Here is a 16,697-nt window from a genome sequence, read left to right on the forward strand (position 1 = left end):
GGATGACCGACCCCCCGCTCGTCGAGCGCGCCGTGGGCGTCGTGGCCGGATCCGCTGTCGGCGACGCCCTGGGGGCGCCCTTCGAGTTCGGCCCCGAGGGCGCCTTCTCGACCCACTTCCCGCACGCCGGCCACGGCGGCGAGATGCGCGGGGGTGGCGGCTGGGAGCCGGGCGAGGCGACCGACGACACGCAGATGGCCGTACTGATCGCCGAGTCGCTGCTGGAACGCGGCGGCCTGGACCTCCCGGACGTGTTCCGGCGCTTCCAGCGCTGGGCGGCCGCCGGCCCGAAGGACATCGGCCTCCAGACGGAGGCGGTCCTGACCAGCGGCGATCCGTGGGACACGGCGGCCGCACTGCACTTCCAGGTCAGTCAACGGGCGGCCGGCAACGGTGCCTTGATGCGGGCGGCTCCTTCCGCGGTCCACTTCGCCCGCTACGGGCGTGAGGCCACCATGACCGCCGCGCGCCGCCTCTCCGCCCTGACCCACGGCGACCGGGCGGCCTGGGAAGGCACCGCCGCCCTCCACGAGCTGATCCGGGTCGCCCTCGCCGGCTCGGATCCGCTCACCGCCGTACCCGACACCCTGGCGGCGCTCCACCCCGACCACCGGTCCCGGTACGCAACCGTCCTCTCCCCCGACTGGCACCCGGACCTGGCCACCGAGTTCAACGGCGCGGTGTGGCCCTGCCTGGGCTCGGCGGTGTGGGCCCTGCGGACGACGGCGGGCTACGAGGAGGCCGTCCGCGCCGCGATCGACCTCGGCGGCGACACGGACACGGTCGCGGCGGTCACCGGGGCGTTGGCGGGAGCGGTGTACGGGATCGGCGCGATACCGAAGCGGTGGACGGAGCCGCTGCATGTGCCCCTGCCGGGCTTCGGCGACCGGGTACTGCGCGCCCGGGATCTGGTCGCACTGGCCAAGCGGCTACTCGGCCCCGGAGTGGTCTGCGGATAGCACGTGGCTGGTCGCGCGGTTCCCGCGCCCCTGGGGGGTGCTGGCCCGGCCGGCCCAGTCCCCTCACAACGCCTTGAGCGCTCCCGCCGTGGCCCGCGCCAGCTTCTCCAGGTAGCCCTTCGGCAGCTTCGGGGAGCGGATCACCACCGCGCGCCAGTACAGCGGGCCGGAGATCAGATCCAGAGCGAGGTCGGCGTCGACCCCCGCCCGCACCTCCCCCCGTTGCTCCGCCGCCGCCACTATCTTGCTGGCGACCCCCTCCTGGCCGTCCCGCAGCGCCTTCTGCATCGCCTCCGCGATCTCCGGATTGCGGGCCGCCTCCGCCTGGAGGTCGGGGATGATCTGGGAGGCGACAGGGTGGCGCAGAGCGCGCGATGTCACCTCGTACAGCAGCCGCAGATCCCCCTCCAGGGACCCGGTGTCCGGCACCGGCAGCCCCAGCACCGCCATCGCCGACACCACGTCCAGCACCAGATGCAGCTTGGAACGCCACCGCCGGTACACCGCCGTCTTGCCGACGCCCGCCCGCCGCGCGATCCCCTCGATGGACATCCGGGCATAGCCGACGGCCGCCAGTTCCTCGAAGACGGCCGCCCGGATGGCCTCGGTCACGTCCTCCCGGAGCACGGCGGCCCCGGCGGGGGCCCGGCGGCGCGCACGCTTCGGGGCCTCGTCGGCGTTCGTCGTCATGCGGACCAGCATAGGGCGTTACGACGAAACGGTTGCGTTCCGACGGCCGATGGTTCTACGCTCACGTTGCGACGATACGGTCCCGTCCTGACGTAAGAGAACGTGAAGAGAAGCGTAAGGAAACGCCGGACGACGGACGGGGACCGCACTGGCCCGGCGGCAGCCGGACACCCCCCTCCCCCGAGCGAAAGCAGCGGATGTGAGCCAGGTCCTCCACACACCGCCCCCGACCCAGGCCCCGGCCGACGACGACCTCGCGGCGCTGGCCGCCCGGCACGGCCTCTCGGTCAGCGGCGCCCGCCCCTCCCTTCCGGAGTACGTCCGCCAGCTGTGGGCCCGGCGCCACTTCATCACCGCCTTCGCCACCGCCAAGCTCACCGCGCAGTACAGCCAGGCGAAGCTCGGCCAGGTCTGGCAGGTCATGACCCCGCTGCTGAACGCGGCGGTCTACTACTTCATCTTCGGCGTACTGCTCGGCACCAAGCACAACGTGCCCGACTATGTGCCGTTCCTGGTCACGGGCGTGTTCATCTGGACGTTCACACAGAGCTCGATCATGGCGGGCACCCGGGCCATCTCCGGCAACCTCGGCCTCGTCCGCGCCCTGCACTTCCCGCGCGCCGCCCTGCCGATCTCCTTCGCGCTCCAGCAGCTCCAGCAGCTGCTGTTCTCGATGGCCGCGCTGGTCGTCATCCTGCTCTGCTTCGGCGTGCCGGTCGCCGCCTCCTGGGTGCTGGCGCTCCCCGTGCTGGTCCTGCAGTTCATGTTCAACGCGGGTGTGTCGATGATCATGGCGCGGATGGGCGCCAAGACGCCGGACATCGCGCAGCTGATGCCGTTCGTGCTGCGCACCTGGATGTACGTCTCCGGCGTGATGTGGAGCATCGACAAGCTCACCAAGAAGGACCACCTGCCGCACATCGTCACGATCCTGCTGGAGTCCAACCCGGCCGCGGTCTACATCGACCTGATGCGGTACGCGCTGATCGACAGCTTCCACGCCCACCAGCTCCCCCCGCACGTGTGGGCGGCGGCCACCGGCTGGGCCCTGCTCGCCGGCATCGGCGGCTTCATCTACTTCTGGAAGGCTGAGGAGACGTACGGCCGTGGCTGAGCAGACCCCCGAAAGCGCAGAGAACATCCCCACCGTCATCGCCGACCGCGTCGACATCGTCTACCGGGTCAACGGCACCGGCGCGGGCCGCGGCACCGCCACCGCCGCCCTCAACCGCATCCTGCGCCGCAAGCAGGTCGAGAAGGCGGCCGGTGTACGCAAGGTGCACGCGGTCAGGAAGGTTTCGTTCGTCGCCTATAAGGGTGAAGCGATCGGGCTCATCGGCACCAACGGTTCGGGCAAGTCGACCCTGCTCAAGGCCGTCGCCGGGCTGCTCCCCGTGGAGAACGGGCACATCTACACCGACGGCCAGCCCTCCCTGCTCGGCGTCAATGCTGCCCTCATGAACGACCTGACGGGCGAGCGCAACGTCCACCTCGGCGGCCTCGCCATGGGAATGTCCCGGGAGCAGGTCAAGGAGCGCTACCAGGACATCGTCGACTTCTCCGGGATCAACGAGAAGGGCGACTTCATCACGCTCCCGATGCGCACGTACTCCTCTGGCATGGCCGCCCGCCTGCGCTTCTCCATCGCGGCCGCCAAGGACCACGACGTCCTGCTGATCGACGAGGCCCTCGCCACCGGTGACCGCTCCTTCCAGAAGCGCTCCGAGGAGCGGATCCGCGAGCTGCGCCGGCACGCGGGCACGGTTTTCCTGGTCAGCCACAACAACAAGTCGATCCGCGACACGTGCGAGCGGGTGCTGTGGCTGGAGCGTGGTGAGCTGCGCATGGACGGGCCGACGGAGGACGTCCTGAAGGAGTACGAGGCGTTCACCGGCGACAAGACGGCGAAGCAGCCGGCCCCGAAGAAGGCGGCGCCGAAACCCGCGACGCCGACGCTCCCTCTTCCTTCGTGAGCCTCGCTCTTACCTCAGGCGTGTTATCCCTTTCACCCAACTAGTGACAGTATGTTAAGAAAGGTTCCCCCTCTTCCTCCCCCCCCAGACGACAACCCGAAGGAGTCCTTCGCGATGCCCCAACTCAGCGTCATCGTCTACGGGCCGAACACCCAGGGGCATCTGGCGGAACTCCTCGACGCGTTGGAGACCCGCCCCCTCCCGGACGCCGAGGTGATCGTCGCCGCGGTCGGCGACTGGGCGCGGGAGAGCGCGGAGGGCCACGCGCCCGACACGGTCGTGGTTCCCCTGCCGGAGGGCACCGGTGACGCGGCGGCCCGTGCGGCGGGGGCCGCGCGGGCGTCCGGCCGCTGGCTGCACTTCGTGCACGCCAAGGACGGCCTGCCCGCCGGGGCGACCCGGCTGATCGCCGAGCGGGCCGCCGAGCTGGACGACACGGTGGACGTCCTCCTCTTCGACCACGTCACCACCACCTGGCAGACCGCCGCCGCCCCCTCCCGCGACGGCCGTTTCCTGGCCGGCGCCGGCCGCACCGACCTCGCCCTGGACGACGCCGCCGACCTGCTGCGCCTCACCCCGCTGCTCGGCACCCGCGCCCTGCGGACCGGGTTCTGGCGGGCGCACGAGGAGCGGCTCACCACCGACGACGAGCCGCACGCCGCCTACGCGGCCCTGCTGTACGCCGGCCGAGTCGCCTGCCTGAACCAGGTGGCGTACGAACACCGCATGCTGCGTCCCGAGAGCCTGCCGCCCCTGACCCCCGAGGCCCGGTTCGCGCTCATCGACCGCTACGAATCCCTGCTCCCGCTCGCCAAGGACCGCCGCGCCGCCCACGCGGTCATGTACGACCTGATGGTCCGCGACCTGGTGCGCACCTTCGCCGGTGAGAACCTGCCCGACCCGGTGGCCCGCGAGTTCTTCCGCCGGGCCTCCCTGGCCGCGGTCCGCTGGCGCCCCGAGAACCACCGGCGCCCGGCCGGCCTCGAGGGCGTCCGGCACGGCCTGCTCGAAGAAGGCGCCTACACCAAGTACCGCGCCTTCCAGGCCGCCAACCGCACTCGGCGCGCGGCCCGCAAGGCCGTACGGACCCGTAAGCGCCAGGTCGGCGCCAAGCTGCGCGACCAGCAGTACCGCAGGGCGCTCGGCCGCCCGGTCGACCCCGGCCTGGCCGTCTTCGCCGCCTACTGGGACCGCGGGGTGTCCTGCAATCCGGCCGCGATCGCCGCCAAGCTCGCCGAACTCGCCCCGCACATCCACAGGGTGTGGGTGGTGAACAAGGAGAACACGGCCCTCCTGCCGCCCGGCACGGACCATGTCATCCCCGGCACCCGTCGCTACTGGGAGACGCTGGCCACCGCCAAGTACCTGACGAACAACGTCAACTTCCCGAACGCGGTGGTCAAACGCCCGGACGCGATCCACCTGCAGACCCATCACGGCACCCCGCTCAAGCGCATGGGCCTGGACCAGATGGACCACCCGGCCGCCGCCAAGGGCCTGGACTTCGCCGCCCTGCTGGCCCGCGTCGACAAGTGGGACTACAGCGTCAGCGCGAACAGCCACACCACCCGTATGTGGGAACGCGCCTACCCGGCCCGCTACACCTCCCTGGACTACGGCTATCCGCGCAACGACGTCTTCTACACCGCCACGGCGGCCGACGTCCGCGCGGCCCGCGAGCGCCTGGGCATCGCCCCCGGCAGGACCGCGGTGCTCTACGCCCCCACCCACCGCGACTACGAGGCCGGCTTCACCCCCCGCCTCGACCTGGCCGCCCTCGCCGACCGCCTCGGCGAGGACACCGTCCTGCTGGTCCGGGCGCACTACTTCTACGGCGGCGCCGCCTCCCCGCTGACGGGCCTGCGCCGCTCCGGCCGGATCATCGACGTCTCCTCCTACGACCCGGTCGAGGAGCTGTGCCTGGCCGCCGACGCGCTCGTCACGGACTACTCGTCGATCATGTTCGACTACGCCAACCTGGACCGCCCGATCGTCGTCTACGCCGACGACTGGGAGACGTACCGGACCACCCGGGGCGTCTACTTCGACCTGATGGCCGAGGCCCCGGGCCGGGTCGCACGTACCCAGGAGGAACTGGCGGAGATCTTCACCTCGGGTGCCTGGCGCGACGAGGGCGCGGCCAAGGCGCGGGCCGCCTTCCGGCGCCGGTTCTGCGAGTACGACGACGGGCGCGCCGCCGAGCGGGTCGTACGACGGGTCTTCCTCGGCGAACCCGAGGAAGCACTGCCGGCGGTGATCCCGCTCGAGGAACGCACCCCCGCCCCGACGCCCGAGGAGGCCACGGCATGACGACTCCCGACGTGACGGTCACGGTCATCGTCTACAACGACGCGGCCCGGCTGCCCCGGGCGGTCGCCTCCCTGCGCGCCCAGACCCACGCCAACATCGAGATCGTCATCAGCGACGACCACTCCACCGACGACACGCCAAAGGTGGCGCGGGAGTTGGCCGCCCAGGACCACCGCATCCGCTATCTGCGCCTGCCGGAGAACAGCGGCGGCTGCAGCGCTCCGCGCAACCGGGCCATCGAGATCGCCCGGGCGCCGTACCTGATGTTCCTGGACAGCGACGACGAACTCCCGCCGCGTGCCGTCGAATTGCTGCTCGCCGAGCACCGCGAGCGCGAGGTGGACTTCACCATGGGCGCGGTACGGCGAGTCCGGGTGGACAACGGGCGGTGCTCGACGTGGATGCCGCACCTGGTCGCCGAGCGCCGCACGCTGGACGGCATCGAGGCCGACCCGCGACTCCTCTTCGAGCACCTGTCCACCAGCAAGATGTACGCCCGCGCGTTCCTGGACCGCCACCGGCTGCGCTTCCCCGAGGGCATCCACTACGAGGACCAGCTGTTCTCGGCGCAGGCGTACTGCCTGGCGAAGGCGTTCACCATCATTCCGGACCCGGTGTACGTCTGGTACATCGAGCCCTACGCGACCGCTGCCTCCGCCTCCATCTCCAACCAGCGGCACAAGATCTCCAACGTCCGCGACCGGGTGCACGTGCAGCGCCTGATCGACGACTTCCTGGTGGAGAGCGGGCACGCGGTACTGCGGGAGGACAAGGACTACAAGTTCCTCAAGCACGACTTCCGGATGTACGCGGGCGACCTGCCCTACCGGGACGCCGAGTGGCTGGAGTCCTTCGCCGAGATCATGAGCCCGTACCTGGACACGCTGGCGGAGGGCGCGTACGCCCGTCTGCCGCGCCCGGAAAGGGTGGTCCTCCAACTCCTGCGGGACGGCCGCCTGTCCGACGCCCGGCTGGCGGCACGCGGCCTGGGCCACGGCGTGGCACCGAGGCACGTCGCCACCGACGAGTCCGGCGCCACCTACTGGGGCGACACCGTCCCCTCCTCCGACCGGGCCCGCCGCGAACTGGACATCTCCGACCTGGAGCTGGACACCCGGCCGTTCCCCAGCGCGCAGTTCCGCCACGAGATCACCGAACTGACCCCGGGCCCCGGAGCCTCGCTCACCCTCGCGATCCGCACCTACGACCCCGGCCTGCGGCTGCCGGTGGGCCCGCAGCGCGCACGTCTGGTGCTGGCCCCCGGCCGGCGCCGTCTGACCGTCCCGTTCCGGCTGGACCCGGTCCGCCCGGGCATCTTCGAGGGCCGGGCACGTCTCGACCTGGCGACGGCACCACTTCCCGTGCAGGGCTTCGACGGCGTACGCCACCCGCTGCTCCGCCTGGAGCAGCAGGGCCTCGCCCACTCGGGCCTTCTCCTGGCCCCCTTGGACTTCCCGTCCGTCACCGCCCGCGTCGAGTACCGCTCCGGCGCCACCCCGCACGACGTCACCATCGAACCGGAGGGCCGCAACCCGGGGCGCCTGCAGATCCGCTGGCGCCCGGTGGGAGTCACGGCCCGGATCATCCGCCCGGTGGTACGGAAGATGGCCCGCCCGAAGGTGCGCAACGCCGCGCGGCTGGTGGCGAGCGTGCTGAGGTAGCGCCGGACCGTTTCGCTCCGCGGGTGCGTGGGGGCCGGTCGCCCAGTCCCCAGCGGTGCGCGGGGGCTGGTCGCCCAGTTCCCCCGCGCCCCCTTGGGGGCGCCCGCGTCCGCGCCGGTCAGCGCACCACCTGGTACAGCACCTGGCCACCCGGCCCGGTGGCCACCTGCCGCAGCCACGGCCCGGCCGCCCCCTTGCCGCCCAGGACCCACCGCACGCGGTACTCCCGGATTATGGCCCGCCGCGCATCAGCCGACGTGCCCGTCGCGAAGTAGTGCGTCACCGCCGCATCCCGCCCCGCCGCATCCGGCAGGAACACATCGGGATACCCAGGAGCCACGGTGTACGGCCCGTACGCGGGAATCTGCCGGGACGGAAACGTCCGGGCCATGACGACGTCCCCGTACTTCACCCAGGGGGTGATCCACTGGTACCCGACCCACGGCGTACGGTACTTCGCCGCGACCGCGCCGGGCAGCGCATCCCGCCCGACCACGTACCCGAGCGTCCCCACCTGCGCCCACGCCCCCACAGCCAGCGCGGCACCCAGCACGCACGCCCATCCCACCCGCACCGCCCGCTTCCCTGCCGACACGACCTCCAGCGCGGCCGCGAGCTGAGCCGGGATCAGCACGGCCGGCAGCGCGCGCCCCCATGAGTAGTGCCCGGTCAGCCCGCCCGCGGCGAACACCAGCACGCCGAGCGCGAAGAAGAGGACCAGGGGATCCCAGCGGTCCCGCCGCAGGCGCAGGCCCAGGGCCACGATCCCCAGCAGGACCAGCCCGAACCGCCCGGCCAGGTGCTCGTACAGCGGCCGGTGGATCGCCTCGAGATCCGCGCCCGCGGAGAGGAGCGCGAAGAAGTCGTAGTACGGCCACAGCCACAGCAGCACCACGCCCAGTGCCGGCCCGGCGCCGAGCCGCGGCAGCACCCCACGGCCCGGCCGCGCGGCGATCACCATGGCCAGCGCGCCGAGCGTGGCCACCACTCCCGTGAACTGGTGGCACAGCAGGATCAGCGCCCACAGAAGCCCCAGCCCCAGCCACACCCCCCAACCGCTCTCACCGCGCAGCGCCCGGGTGAGCCAGGCCCAGAAGTGGAAGGAGAGCCCGAGGGCGAACACGCTGGGGTACGACACCGTCAGCGCGAGGGAGTTGAGGCCCAGGAAGCCGCTCCAGTTGAACAGCAGCGGACCCCACAGGAAGACCAGGCACAGGATCGCCAGGGCGGGCGCGGCACGATGGGCGCTGAGCGTGCGGACGTACCGCCACACGCCGGTGAACAGCAGCCCGAGCCCGGCGAGCGCACCGATCCGCAGCACGTCGAACACCGACAGGCTGGTGATCCGGGCGAGAGCGCCCAGCAGCAGCATCCACGGCGAGTAGTACGGACTCGGCGTGTCGGCGGCGACCAGGGGGTTCCCGGGGTGCAGCAGGCTGTGCCGCAGCCGTTGCACGGTCGCCGCGTGCATGCCGAGATCGCCCGCCCACGGCAGACGGACGATCACCAGGACCATCAGGAGCAGGACGAGCGCGGCGGCGGCCTGCGGCAGCGCCCGGCCGGCGCTCGCGCTGCTAGGCGGCGCGGCGCGCATCCTGCTGGAACACCCAGGTGCGGTAGACGAGGAAACGGAAGGCGGACGCGAGCACGATCGACAGCGCCTTCACCGCGTTCGACTCGAACGCACTGTGCAGTGCGAGCCCCTGATAACCCACCCAGAACAGGCCGCTTTCCAGCACCACGCCGAGGCCGCTGAAGACGAAGAACAGGACGATCTGGCGGCGGCTGCGCGAGGCGCGGTCGCGATAGGCGAAATAGCGAAAGCCCAGGTAATTGGTCGCCATCGCGATACAGCTGGCCAGGACCGTCGCGGTCATCGCCGGCCAACTCAGGCCATGCAGCAGCAGGTTGAACACCAGGAAATTGACGAGGACACCGCTGCCGCCGACGACCCCGAATTTCACGACTTCCAGCACGACGCGCGTGACCGGCCGGGCCGGAGCCGGCGCGGGCGCTGCCGTCGGGCGGGTCTCGGTGAGGTTCACTGTCACAGCCCCGACCCTATCCGAAACGCCGCGATTAGCAGGAAACGGTAAATTCACCGCAGGTTTTCGGCTAAGGGTCGGCAAGAACGAAGGCGCCCCGGGCCTCGACCGGCCCGGAGCGCCCTCATCGCCGTACGGCTACGAATGCGTGCGCAGGAGCGTCCGCATCGTACGCATCGCCACCGACAGGTTGGCGAGGTCGAAGGAGTCCGAACCGCGGATCTCCTCCAGGGTGGCGCGCGCCCGGCCCAGGATCGCCGCGTTCTTCCGCTCCCAGGCCGTGAACCGCTGCTCGGGCGTCGAGGTGCCGTTGCCGGCCGCGAGGACGTCCGCCGTGAGTGCCGCGTGGGCCGCGTACAGGTCCTCGCGGATGGAGGCGCGGGCCATGGACTGCCAGCGGTCGGCGCGGGGCAGCTCGATGATGCGGTCCATGAGCTGGGTGATGCCGAGGCGGTCGGCGAGGTCGTAGTAGACCTCGGCGACATCCAGCGGCTCCTTGGCCATGCGGTCGGCCACCGAGACGATGTCGAGCGCCGGGAAGGCGGAGGAGAAGCCGGCCACGCGGGTGGCGACCTCGTCCGGGACGCCGGCCGCGGACAGCTCGTCGTACACGTGCTGGTACCACTCCAGGTCCGCGCCCCGCAGCAGCTTCGGCAGCTGCTGCCAGACCTGCTCGACCCGCTCGGAGAAGAACTCGACGGTCTCCGCGAGCTGCAGCGGCTGCGGCCGGTTGTTCAGCAGCCAGCGCGTACCGCGCTCCACCAGGCGGCGCGAGTGCAGCCGGATCCGGGTCTGGACGTCCGCGTCGACCTTGTTGTCCAGCTCCTCGACCGCGTCCCACACCGGCGCCGAGCGGAAGATCGCGCGGGCCACGGTCTGGGCGCGGACGATCTCCTCCAGGGAGGCACCCGTTTCCTCCCGCAGCCGGTGCAGATACGTCGTACCGCCCGTGTTGACCGTGTCGTTGACCAGCACGGTCGTGGTGATCTCGCGGCGCAGCGGGTGGCTGTCGATGGCGTCGACGAACCGCTCGCGCAGCGCCGTCGGGAAGTAGGCGTGCAGCAGGCCGCGCAGGTACGGGTCGTCCGGCAGCGAGGTGTGCAGCAGTTCCTCGGCCACCGTGATCTTCGTGTACGCCAGGACGACGGCCGTCTCCGGGCTGGTCAGGCCCTGGGCGTGACCGAGGCGCTCACGGATCTGCCGGTCGGTGGGCAGGAACTCCAGCGCCCGGTCCAGGTGGCCCTCGCGCACCAGGTGGCGGAGGAACCGCTGCTGGGCGTGGAGCATGTCCTTGGCCTGGAACAGCGCGTTGGCGAGCGCCACGTTCTGCGCGTAGTTGTTGCGCAGGACCAGCGCGCCGACCTCGTCGGTCATCTCGGCGAGCAGCTTGTTGCGCTGCTTGACGGTCATGTCACCGTCCGCGACCAGGCCGTTCAGCAGGATCTTGATGTTCACCTCGTGGTCGGAGGTGTCCACGCCGGCGCTGTTGTCGATCGCGTCGGTGTTGATCCGGCCGCCCTGCAGCGCGAACTCGATGCGGCCGAGCTGGGTCAGGCCCAGGTTGCCGCCCTCGCCGACCACGCTGACGCGCAGGTCCTTGCCGTCGACTCGGATGGCATCGTTGGCCTTGTCGCCGACGTCGGCGTTGGACTCCACCGACGACTTCACGTACGTGCCGATGCCGCCGTTCCACAGCAGGTCCACCGGCGCCTGGAGGATCGCCTTCATCAGGTCGGCCGGGGTCATCTTGGAGATCTTCTCCTCGATGCCCAGGGCCTCACGGATGTGCGCGTTCAGCGGGATCGACTTGGCGGTCCGCGGGAAGATCCCGCCGCCCGCCGACAGCAGCTCCGTGTTGTAGTCGGCCCAGCTGGAGCGGGTCAGCTCGAACAGGCGGCGGCGCTCGGCGTAGGAGGTGGCCGCGTCCGGGGTGGGGTCGATGAAGATGTGCCGGTGGTCGAAGGCGGCGACCAGGCGGATGTGCTCGGAGAGCAGCATGCCGTTGCCGAACACGTCACCGGACATGTCACCGATGCCGACGACGGTGAAGTCCTCGGTCTGCGTGTCCACGCCCAGCTCGCGGAAGTGCCGCTTCACGGACTCCCAGGCGCCGCGCGCGGTGATGCCCATGCCCTTGTGGTCGTAGCCGGCGCTGCCGCCGGAGGCGAAGGCGTCACCGAGCCAGAAGTTGTACTTCTCGGCGACCCCGTTGGCGATGTCGGAGAACGTCGCGGTGCCCTTGTCGGCGGCGACCACCAGGTAGGTGTCGTCCCCGTCGTGCCGCACCACGTCCTGCGGCGGCACGACCTCGCCGGCCACCATGTTGTCGGTGATGTCGAGCAGCGCCGAGATGAACGTCTTGTAGCTGGCGATGCCCTCGGCCAGCCACGCGTCCCGGTCGACCGCCGGGTCCGGCAGCTGCTTGGCGACGAAGCCGCCCTTGGCGCCGACCGGCACGATGACGGTGTTCTTCACCATCTGCGCCTTGACCAGGCCGAGGATCTCTGTCCGGAAGTCCTCACGCCGGTCGGACCAGCGCAGACCGCCTCGGGCGACCTTTCCGAAGCGCAGGTGCACGCCCTCGACCCGCGGCGAGTACACCCAGATCTCGTACGCCGGGCGCGGCGCGGGAAGGTCCGGGATGGCCTGCGGGTCGAACTTCATGGACACGTACTCGTGCGGCTTGCCGCCGAGCGCCTCCTGGAAGAAGTTCGTGCGCAGGGTCGCCTTGATGACGGTGAGGAAGGAACGCAGGATGCGGTCCTCGTCCAGGCTCGCCACCTGGTCCAAGGCCGCCTCCAGCTCCTCCAGCAGGGCGTCGGTGATCTCCAGCCCCGCCTGCTGCCGTTCCGGCGACATCCGTGCCTCGAACAGGGAGACCAGGAGCCGGGTGGTGTGGACGTTGCTGCGGAGAGTGTCCTCCATGTAGTCCTGGCTGAAGGTGGACCCGGCCTGCCGCAGGTACTTGGCGTACGCGCGCAGCACCATCGCCTGCCGCCAGGTCAGCCCCGCGCTCAGCACGAGCGCGTTGAAACCGTCGTTCTCCGCCCTGCCCGTCCAGGTCGCGGCGAACGCCTCCTGGAACCGCTCACGGGCGTCGTCGCCCAGGTCCCCGCCGATGCCCACCGTCCGCGGCATGCGCAGGCCGAAGTCGTAGATCCAGGCCGTCGTCCGGTCCGTGCAGCGCAGTTCGTACGGCCGCTCGTCGGTGACCTCGACGCCGAGCCGGCTCAGCACCGGCAGCACCTGGGAAAGGGAGACCGTGCCGCCCTTCTGGTAGATCTTGAAGCGGCGCTCCTCGGACGCGGCACCGACCGGCTCGTACAGGCTGAGCGAGAAGGCCTTGTCCTCGCTGAGCTGCTCCAAGTGGACGAGGTCGGCGACCGCGGCCCGCGGGGAGTGGTCGGCCTTGTAGCCCTCGGGGAAGGCGTTGTTGTAGCGGCGCAGCACCTCGGCGGCGCGCTCCTCGCCGACCTCGGCGGTCAGCGCCTCGGCGAACGCGTCCGCCCAGGAGCGGGCGGCCTCGACCAGGCGGGACTCGATGCGCTCCTTGTCGGCGTCCGACAGCTCGGGCAGCTCGGTGCCCGGCGGGACACGGACGACGAAATGCAGCCGGGACAGGATGGACTCGGTGTTCCAGGCGGTGAAGTCGACGCTGATGCCGCCGAGCTCCTCCTTCAGGATGTCGATGATCCTCAGGCGCACGCCGGTGGTGTAGCGGTCGCGCGGGAGGTAGACGAGGGCCGAGTAGTAGCGGCCGTACTCGTCCTGGCGCAGGTAGAGCCGGAGCCGGCGGCGTTCCTGCAGGTAGAGGACGCTCGTCACGATGGACTGCAGCTCGGCGACCGGGGTCTGGAACAGCTCGTCGCGCGGGTAGGTCTCCATGATTTGGAGCAGGTCGCGGCCGTCGTGGCTGTGGGGCGAGAACCCGGCGCGTTCCAGCACCTCGTCGACCTTGCGGCGGATGACCGGCACCCGGCGCACGGACTCGGTGTAGGCGGCGGAGGAGAACAGGCCGAGGAAGCGGCGCTCACCGACGACGTTGCCGTCGGCGTCGAACTTCTTGACGCCGATGTAGTCCAGGTACGAGGGCCGGTGCACGGTGGCCCGGCTGTTGGCCTTGGTCAGCACGAGCAGCTTGTGCTCGCGGGCCTTGGCGCGGGCGTCGGCCGGGAGGCGTTCGAAGGAGGGGCTGACCGGGTGCTGGTCGTCCTCGGCGTGGTGCGGGTCCGAGCGCAGTATGCCGAGACCGGTGCCGGGGACGGCGGCGAGCGTGTCGTCGTCGCGCAGCTGGTACTCGCGGTAGCCGAGGAAGGTGAAGTGGTCGGTGGCCAGCCAGCGCAGCAGCTCGCGGGCCTCGCCGACCTCGGGCGCGGGGAGGTCGCCCGGCACGGGCTCGTTCTCCAGGCCGTCGGCGACCCGGATCGCCGCGTCCCGCATCTTCTCCCAGTCCTCGACGGCCTCGCGGACGTCGGACAGGACACGCAGCAGGTCGGCGGTGATCTGCTTCAGATCGGCGCGGTCGGTCTCCCGGTCGATCTCGACGTGGATCCAGGACTCGACGTGCGCGTCGTGCGGAAGATCGCCGGTGGGCGGGGTCGCCAGGACCTCGATGAGCTTGCCGGTGAGGTCGCGCCGGACGACGAACTGCGGATGGATGACGACGTGGATGCCACGCCCCTGCCGGGTCAGCTCATTGGTCACCGAGTCGACGAGGAAGGGCATGTCGTCGGTGACGACCTCCACGACGGTGTGGCTGCAGGTCCACCCGTTCTCCTCCACGGTCGGGGTGTGCACCCGGACGTTCGCGGTGCCCTGCGGGCGGGTCTCGGCCAACCGGTAGTGCGAGACCGCGGCACTGAACACGTCGACCGGATCGCGGTCGGCGAGGTCTTCCGGGGCGGTGTGCAGGTAGTAGCGCTGGAGGAACGCGAGCACGGACTCGCTGTCGGGGGTGCCGGCCGTGCCCTCGCCCGTCGTCCCGGTCGGTAGGTGCCCCCCGACCGGGCTGTTCTCAGCTACCCGGGCGGCCCGTTCGAGCAGCTCGGCCTTGGCTTCGTCCAGCTTGGTCTGCATTGTCCTCTGGCTCCTGTCGCGCGCCGTTGCGTGACGTAGAAGGAAGTACGGTCTCTTTCCCTCCGGCTCGACGCCACGGCCCGGGGTGTCCGGTCCGATCCGACGCTATGCCGCAAGGTGAGATGAGCGGGGGGCATTCGGCCATTCTCGGCACGTCTGCCGGATGTGACGCTGCTCTCGGCACCGCCGTGTCCCGGGCCGCCCTCGGCGTCCTGGGGGCTTCGGCGCCCCCGCCCCGCCCGCGAAGACCAGCGATCGCCGCCCGGCCACGGAGATGTTCCGTGCAACCCGGGCGCAGGGCAGGAGCAGGATCGCCCCCGCGAGATATCGCGCTGATCACGCCACAAGGCTATCGCTCCTCACCCCGGACCCGTCATGAGCCGTATGTGTACAAAACAGGGGCCCGAAGTTTGACGTTCTGCACAGCGGCGGGACGGGGGCGGGTGGCGTATCCGGTCGCGTCCCGTGCGGGTCGGGTGACGCATCCGGTCGCGCGTCCCGTGCGTGTCGGTGACGCATCCGTCCCGCGTCCCTGGTGCGTGTCGGTGACGCATCCGGTCGCGCCGGTGCGGCCCGGGCCGCACCCTGAAAGCGACGGGCCCTCTTGGCAAGCGCGCCCCGCCGAGGCACGTTGCCCTGGACAGTGCCCGTCCCCCGCGGAGGGGACAGTGCCGCCCGGAGGAGCCGACATGCCAGCGAAGATCCTCATCATCACCGGCGACGCCGCGGAGTCCCTGGAAGTCCTCTACCCCTACCAGCGCCTGCGCGAGGAAGGCTACGACGTCGACATCGCGGCCCCCGCCCGCAAGACGCTCCGTTTCGTCGTCCACGACTTCGAGCCCGGCTACGACACCTACACGGAGAAGCCCGGCTACACCTGGCCCGCCGACCTCGCCTTCTCCGAGGTCGACCCCGGCCAGTACGCGGCCCTGGTCATCCCCGGCGGTCGGGCCCCCGAGTACCTGCGCAACGATCCCGAACTGCGCAAGATCCTCAAGGCGTTCTTCGACGCGGACAAGCCGGTCGCCCAGATCTGCCACGGCCCCCTGCTCACCGCGGCGATCAACAGCCTCCACGGCCGCCGCGTCACCGCGTACCCGGCACTGGAACTGGACATGCAGTCCGCCGGGGCCCACTTCGAGGACAGCGAAACGGTGGTCGACGGCACCCTGGTCTCGGCCCGCGCCTGGCCGGACCACCCGGGGTGGATGCGGGAGTTCCTCACCGTGTTGCGGGCGAAGGCACCGGCGGGCTGAGCGAGAGCGTTCACACGCAGCCGCGGGCCTCGCGGCCCCGGCCCGCGGCTACGCCGCCATGCGCTGCGCCTCGGCCACCGCCTCGGCCAAGGTGTCCACGACCGGCACCCCGACCTCCTCCAGGCTGGCCCGGCCGTGCGAACCCCCGGTGTACAGCACGGCCCGAGCTCCCACGTACCGCGCGGCGACCGCGTCGTCCGCGGCATCCCCGATCACCACCGTGCGCGCGAGCTCCACCGCACCTGTGAGCGCCTCCAGGTGCCGCACCATGTGCTCGGCCTTGCTGCCCCCGGACGGCCCCGTACGCCCGTCGACGCGTATGAAGTGCGCCTCTATCCCGAACCCCCGCACCAGCGGCAGCAGTTCCTCGTGCCCGTACATGCTCAGCAGGGACTGGCTGTGTCCCGCCGACCGCCACCCCGCGAGCAGCTCGGCCGCGCCCTCGGTGAGCCCGCACCGCACCCGGTGCTCCGCGTAGTAGCGGTGGAAGATCTCGTCCATCAGCTCCCACTCGGCATCCGTGGGCAGCCGGCCGAGCAGCCGCTCGTAGAACTTCGGCACCGGTACGCAGTACAGCGCCCGGTACTGCTCCAGCGTGATCGGCGCCAGCCCCAGCTCGGCGAAGGCCGCGTTCGTCGCCCCGATGATCGCGTCATTGTCGTGGAACAGGGTTCCGTTCCAGTCCCAGACGATGTGCGCGCTTGCGTGCGTCCCCATGCCAAAGACC

Annotated in this window: 11 protein-coding genes; 6 read left to right on the plus strand and 5 right to left on the minus strand. The window is 71.0% G+C overall.

All coding sequences use genetic code 11. The features are described 5' to 3' along the window. The first annotated feature begins 2 nt into the window (after nucleotides 1-2). Complete coding sequence (locus ACFZDC_RS17100; RefSeq protein ID WP_391324496.1) at nucleotides 3-959, plus strand: ADP-ribosylglycohydrolase family protein; 957 nt, start codon at nucleotides 3-5, stop codon at nucleotides 957-959. A 63-nt stretch (nucleotides 960-1,022) separates the two neighbouring features. On the opposite strand, the gene ACFZDC_RS17105 is transcribed toward ACFZDC_RS17100, so the two are convergent. Next, a complete protein-coding gene (locus tag ACFZDC_RS17105; protein WP_391324498.1) occupies nucleotides 1,023-1,649 on the minus strand; it encodes a TetR/AcrR family transcriptional regulator C-terminal ligand-binding domain-containing protein in 627 nt (208 codons plus the stop codon). A 199-nt stretch (nucleotides 1,650-1,848) separates the two neighbouring features. Here ACFZDC_RS17105 and ACFZDC_RS17110 point away from each other — a divergent pair, with 199 nt between their 5' ends. The 4 genes from ACFZDC_RS17110 to ACFZDC_RS17125 all read left to right on the plus strand — a co-directional run bounded on the left by ACFZDC_RS17110 (nucleotide 1,849) and on the right by ACFZDC_RS17125 (nucleotide 7,593). Further along, a complete protein-coding gene (locus tag ACFZDC_RS17110; protein ID WP_391324500.1) occupies nucleotides 1,849-2,763 on the plus strand; it encodes an ABC transporter permease in 915 nt (304 codons plus the stop codon). Continuing rightward, the gene (locus tag ACFZDC_RS17115) at nucleotides 2,756-3,622 is read left to right on the plus strand and encodes an ATP-binding cassette domain-containing protein (protein WP_391324501.1); all 867 of its coding nucleotides are present in this window, start codon (nucleotides 2,756-2,758) and stop codon (nucleotides 3,620-3,622) included. The genes ACFZDC_RS17110 and ACFZDC_RS17115 overlap by 8 nt, the downstream gene beginning before the upstream one ends. Nucleotides 3,623-3,736: 114 nt before the next feature. Then, nucleotides 3,737-5,932: a CDP-glycerol glycerophosphotransferase family protein gene (locus ACFZDC_RS17120; protein WP_391324502.1), complete on the plus strand. Its 2,196-nt coding sequence runs from the start codon at nucleotides 3,737-3,739 to the stop codon at nucleotides 5,930-5,932. Further along, complete coding sequence (locus ACFZDC_RS17125) at nucleotides 5,929-7,593, plus strand: glycosyltransferase (protein ID WP_391324503.1); 1,665 nt, start codon at nucleotides 5,929-5,931, stop codon at nucleotides 7,591-7,593. Before ACFZDC_RS17120 ends, ACFZDC_RS17125 begins: the two co-directional genes overlap by 4 nt. A gap of 118 nt (nucleotides 7,594-7,711) precedes the next feature. Here the strand turns inward: ACFZDC_RS17125 and ACFZDC_RS17130 are convergent, their stop codons facing one another. The 3 genes from ACFZDC_RS17130 to ACFZDC_RS17140 all read right to left on the minus strand — a co-directional run bounded on the left by ACFZDC_RS17130 (nucleotide 7,712) and on the right by ACFZDC_RS17140 (nucleotide 14,714). After that, nucleotides 7,712-9,187, minus strand: a complete 1,476-nt coding sequence (locus ACFZDC_RS17130; protein WP_391324505.1) for a hypothetical protein — start codon at nucleotides 9,185-9,187, stop codon at nucleotides 7,712-7,714. Next, nucleotides 9,168-9,644, minus strand: a complete 477-nt coding sequence (locus ACFZDC_RS17135; RefSeq protein ID WP_391324507.1) for a GtrA family protein — start codon at nucleotides 9,642-9,644, stop codon at nucleotides 9,168-9,170. The genes ACFZDC_RS17130 and ACFZDC_RS17135 overlap by 20 nt, the downstream gene beginning before the upstream one ends. Nucleotides 9,645-9,776: 132 nt before the next feature. Further along, nucleotides 9,777-14,714: an NAD-glutamate dehydrogenase domain-containing protein gene (locus ACFZDC_RS17140; protein ID WP_391324509.1), complete on the minus strand. Its 4,938-nt coding sequence runs from the start codon at nucleotides 14,712-14,714 to the stop codon at nucleotides 9,777-9,779. A 689-nt stretch (nucleotides 14,715-15,403) separates the two neighbouring features. Between ACFZDC_RS17140 and ACFZDC_RS17145 the strand changes: the two genes are divergently transcribed. After that, the gene (locus ACFZDC_RS17145; RefSeq protein WP_391324511.1) at nucleotides 15,404-15,970 is read left to right on the plus strand and encodes a DJ-1/PfpI/YhbO family deglycase/protease; all 567 of its coding nucleotides are present in this window, start codon (nucleotides 15,404-15,406) and stop codon (nucleotides 15,968-15,970) included. Nucleotides 15,971-16,018: 48 nt separating this feature from the next. On the opposite strand, the gene ACFZDC_RS17150 is transcribed toward ACFZDC_RS17145, so the two are convergent. Beyond that, nucleotides 16,019-16,687: an HAD family hydrolase gene (locus ACFZDC_RS17150; protein WP_391324513.1), complete on the minus strand. Its 669-nt coding sequence runs from the start codon at nucleotides 16,685-16,687 to the stop codon at nucleotides 16,019-16,021. Nucleotides 16,688-16,697 lie beyond the last annotated feature (10 nt).

Source organism: Streptomyces sp. NPDC007905, from assembly GCF_042959345.1.
In the GTDB taxonomy this organism is placed as follows: domain Bacteria; phylum Actinomycetota; class Actinomycetes; order Streptomycetales; family Streptomycetaceae; genus Streptomyces.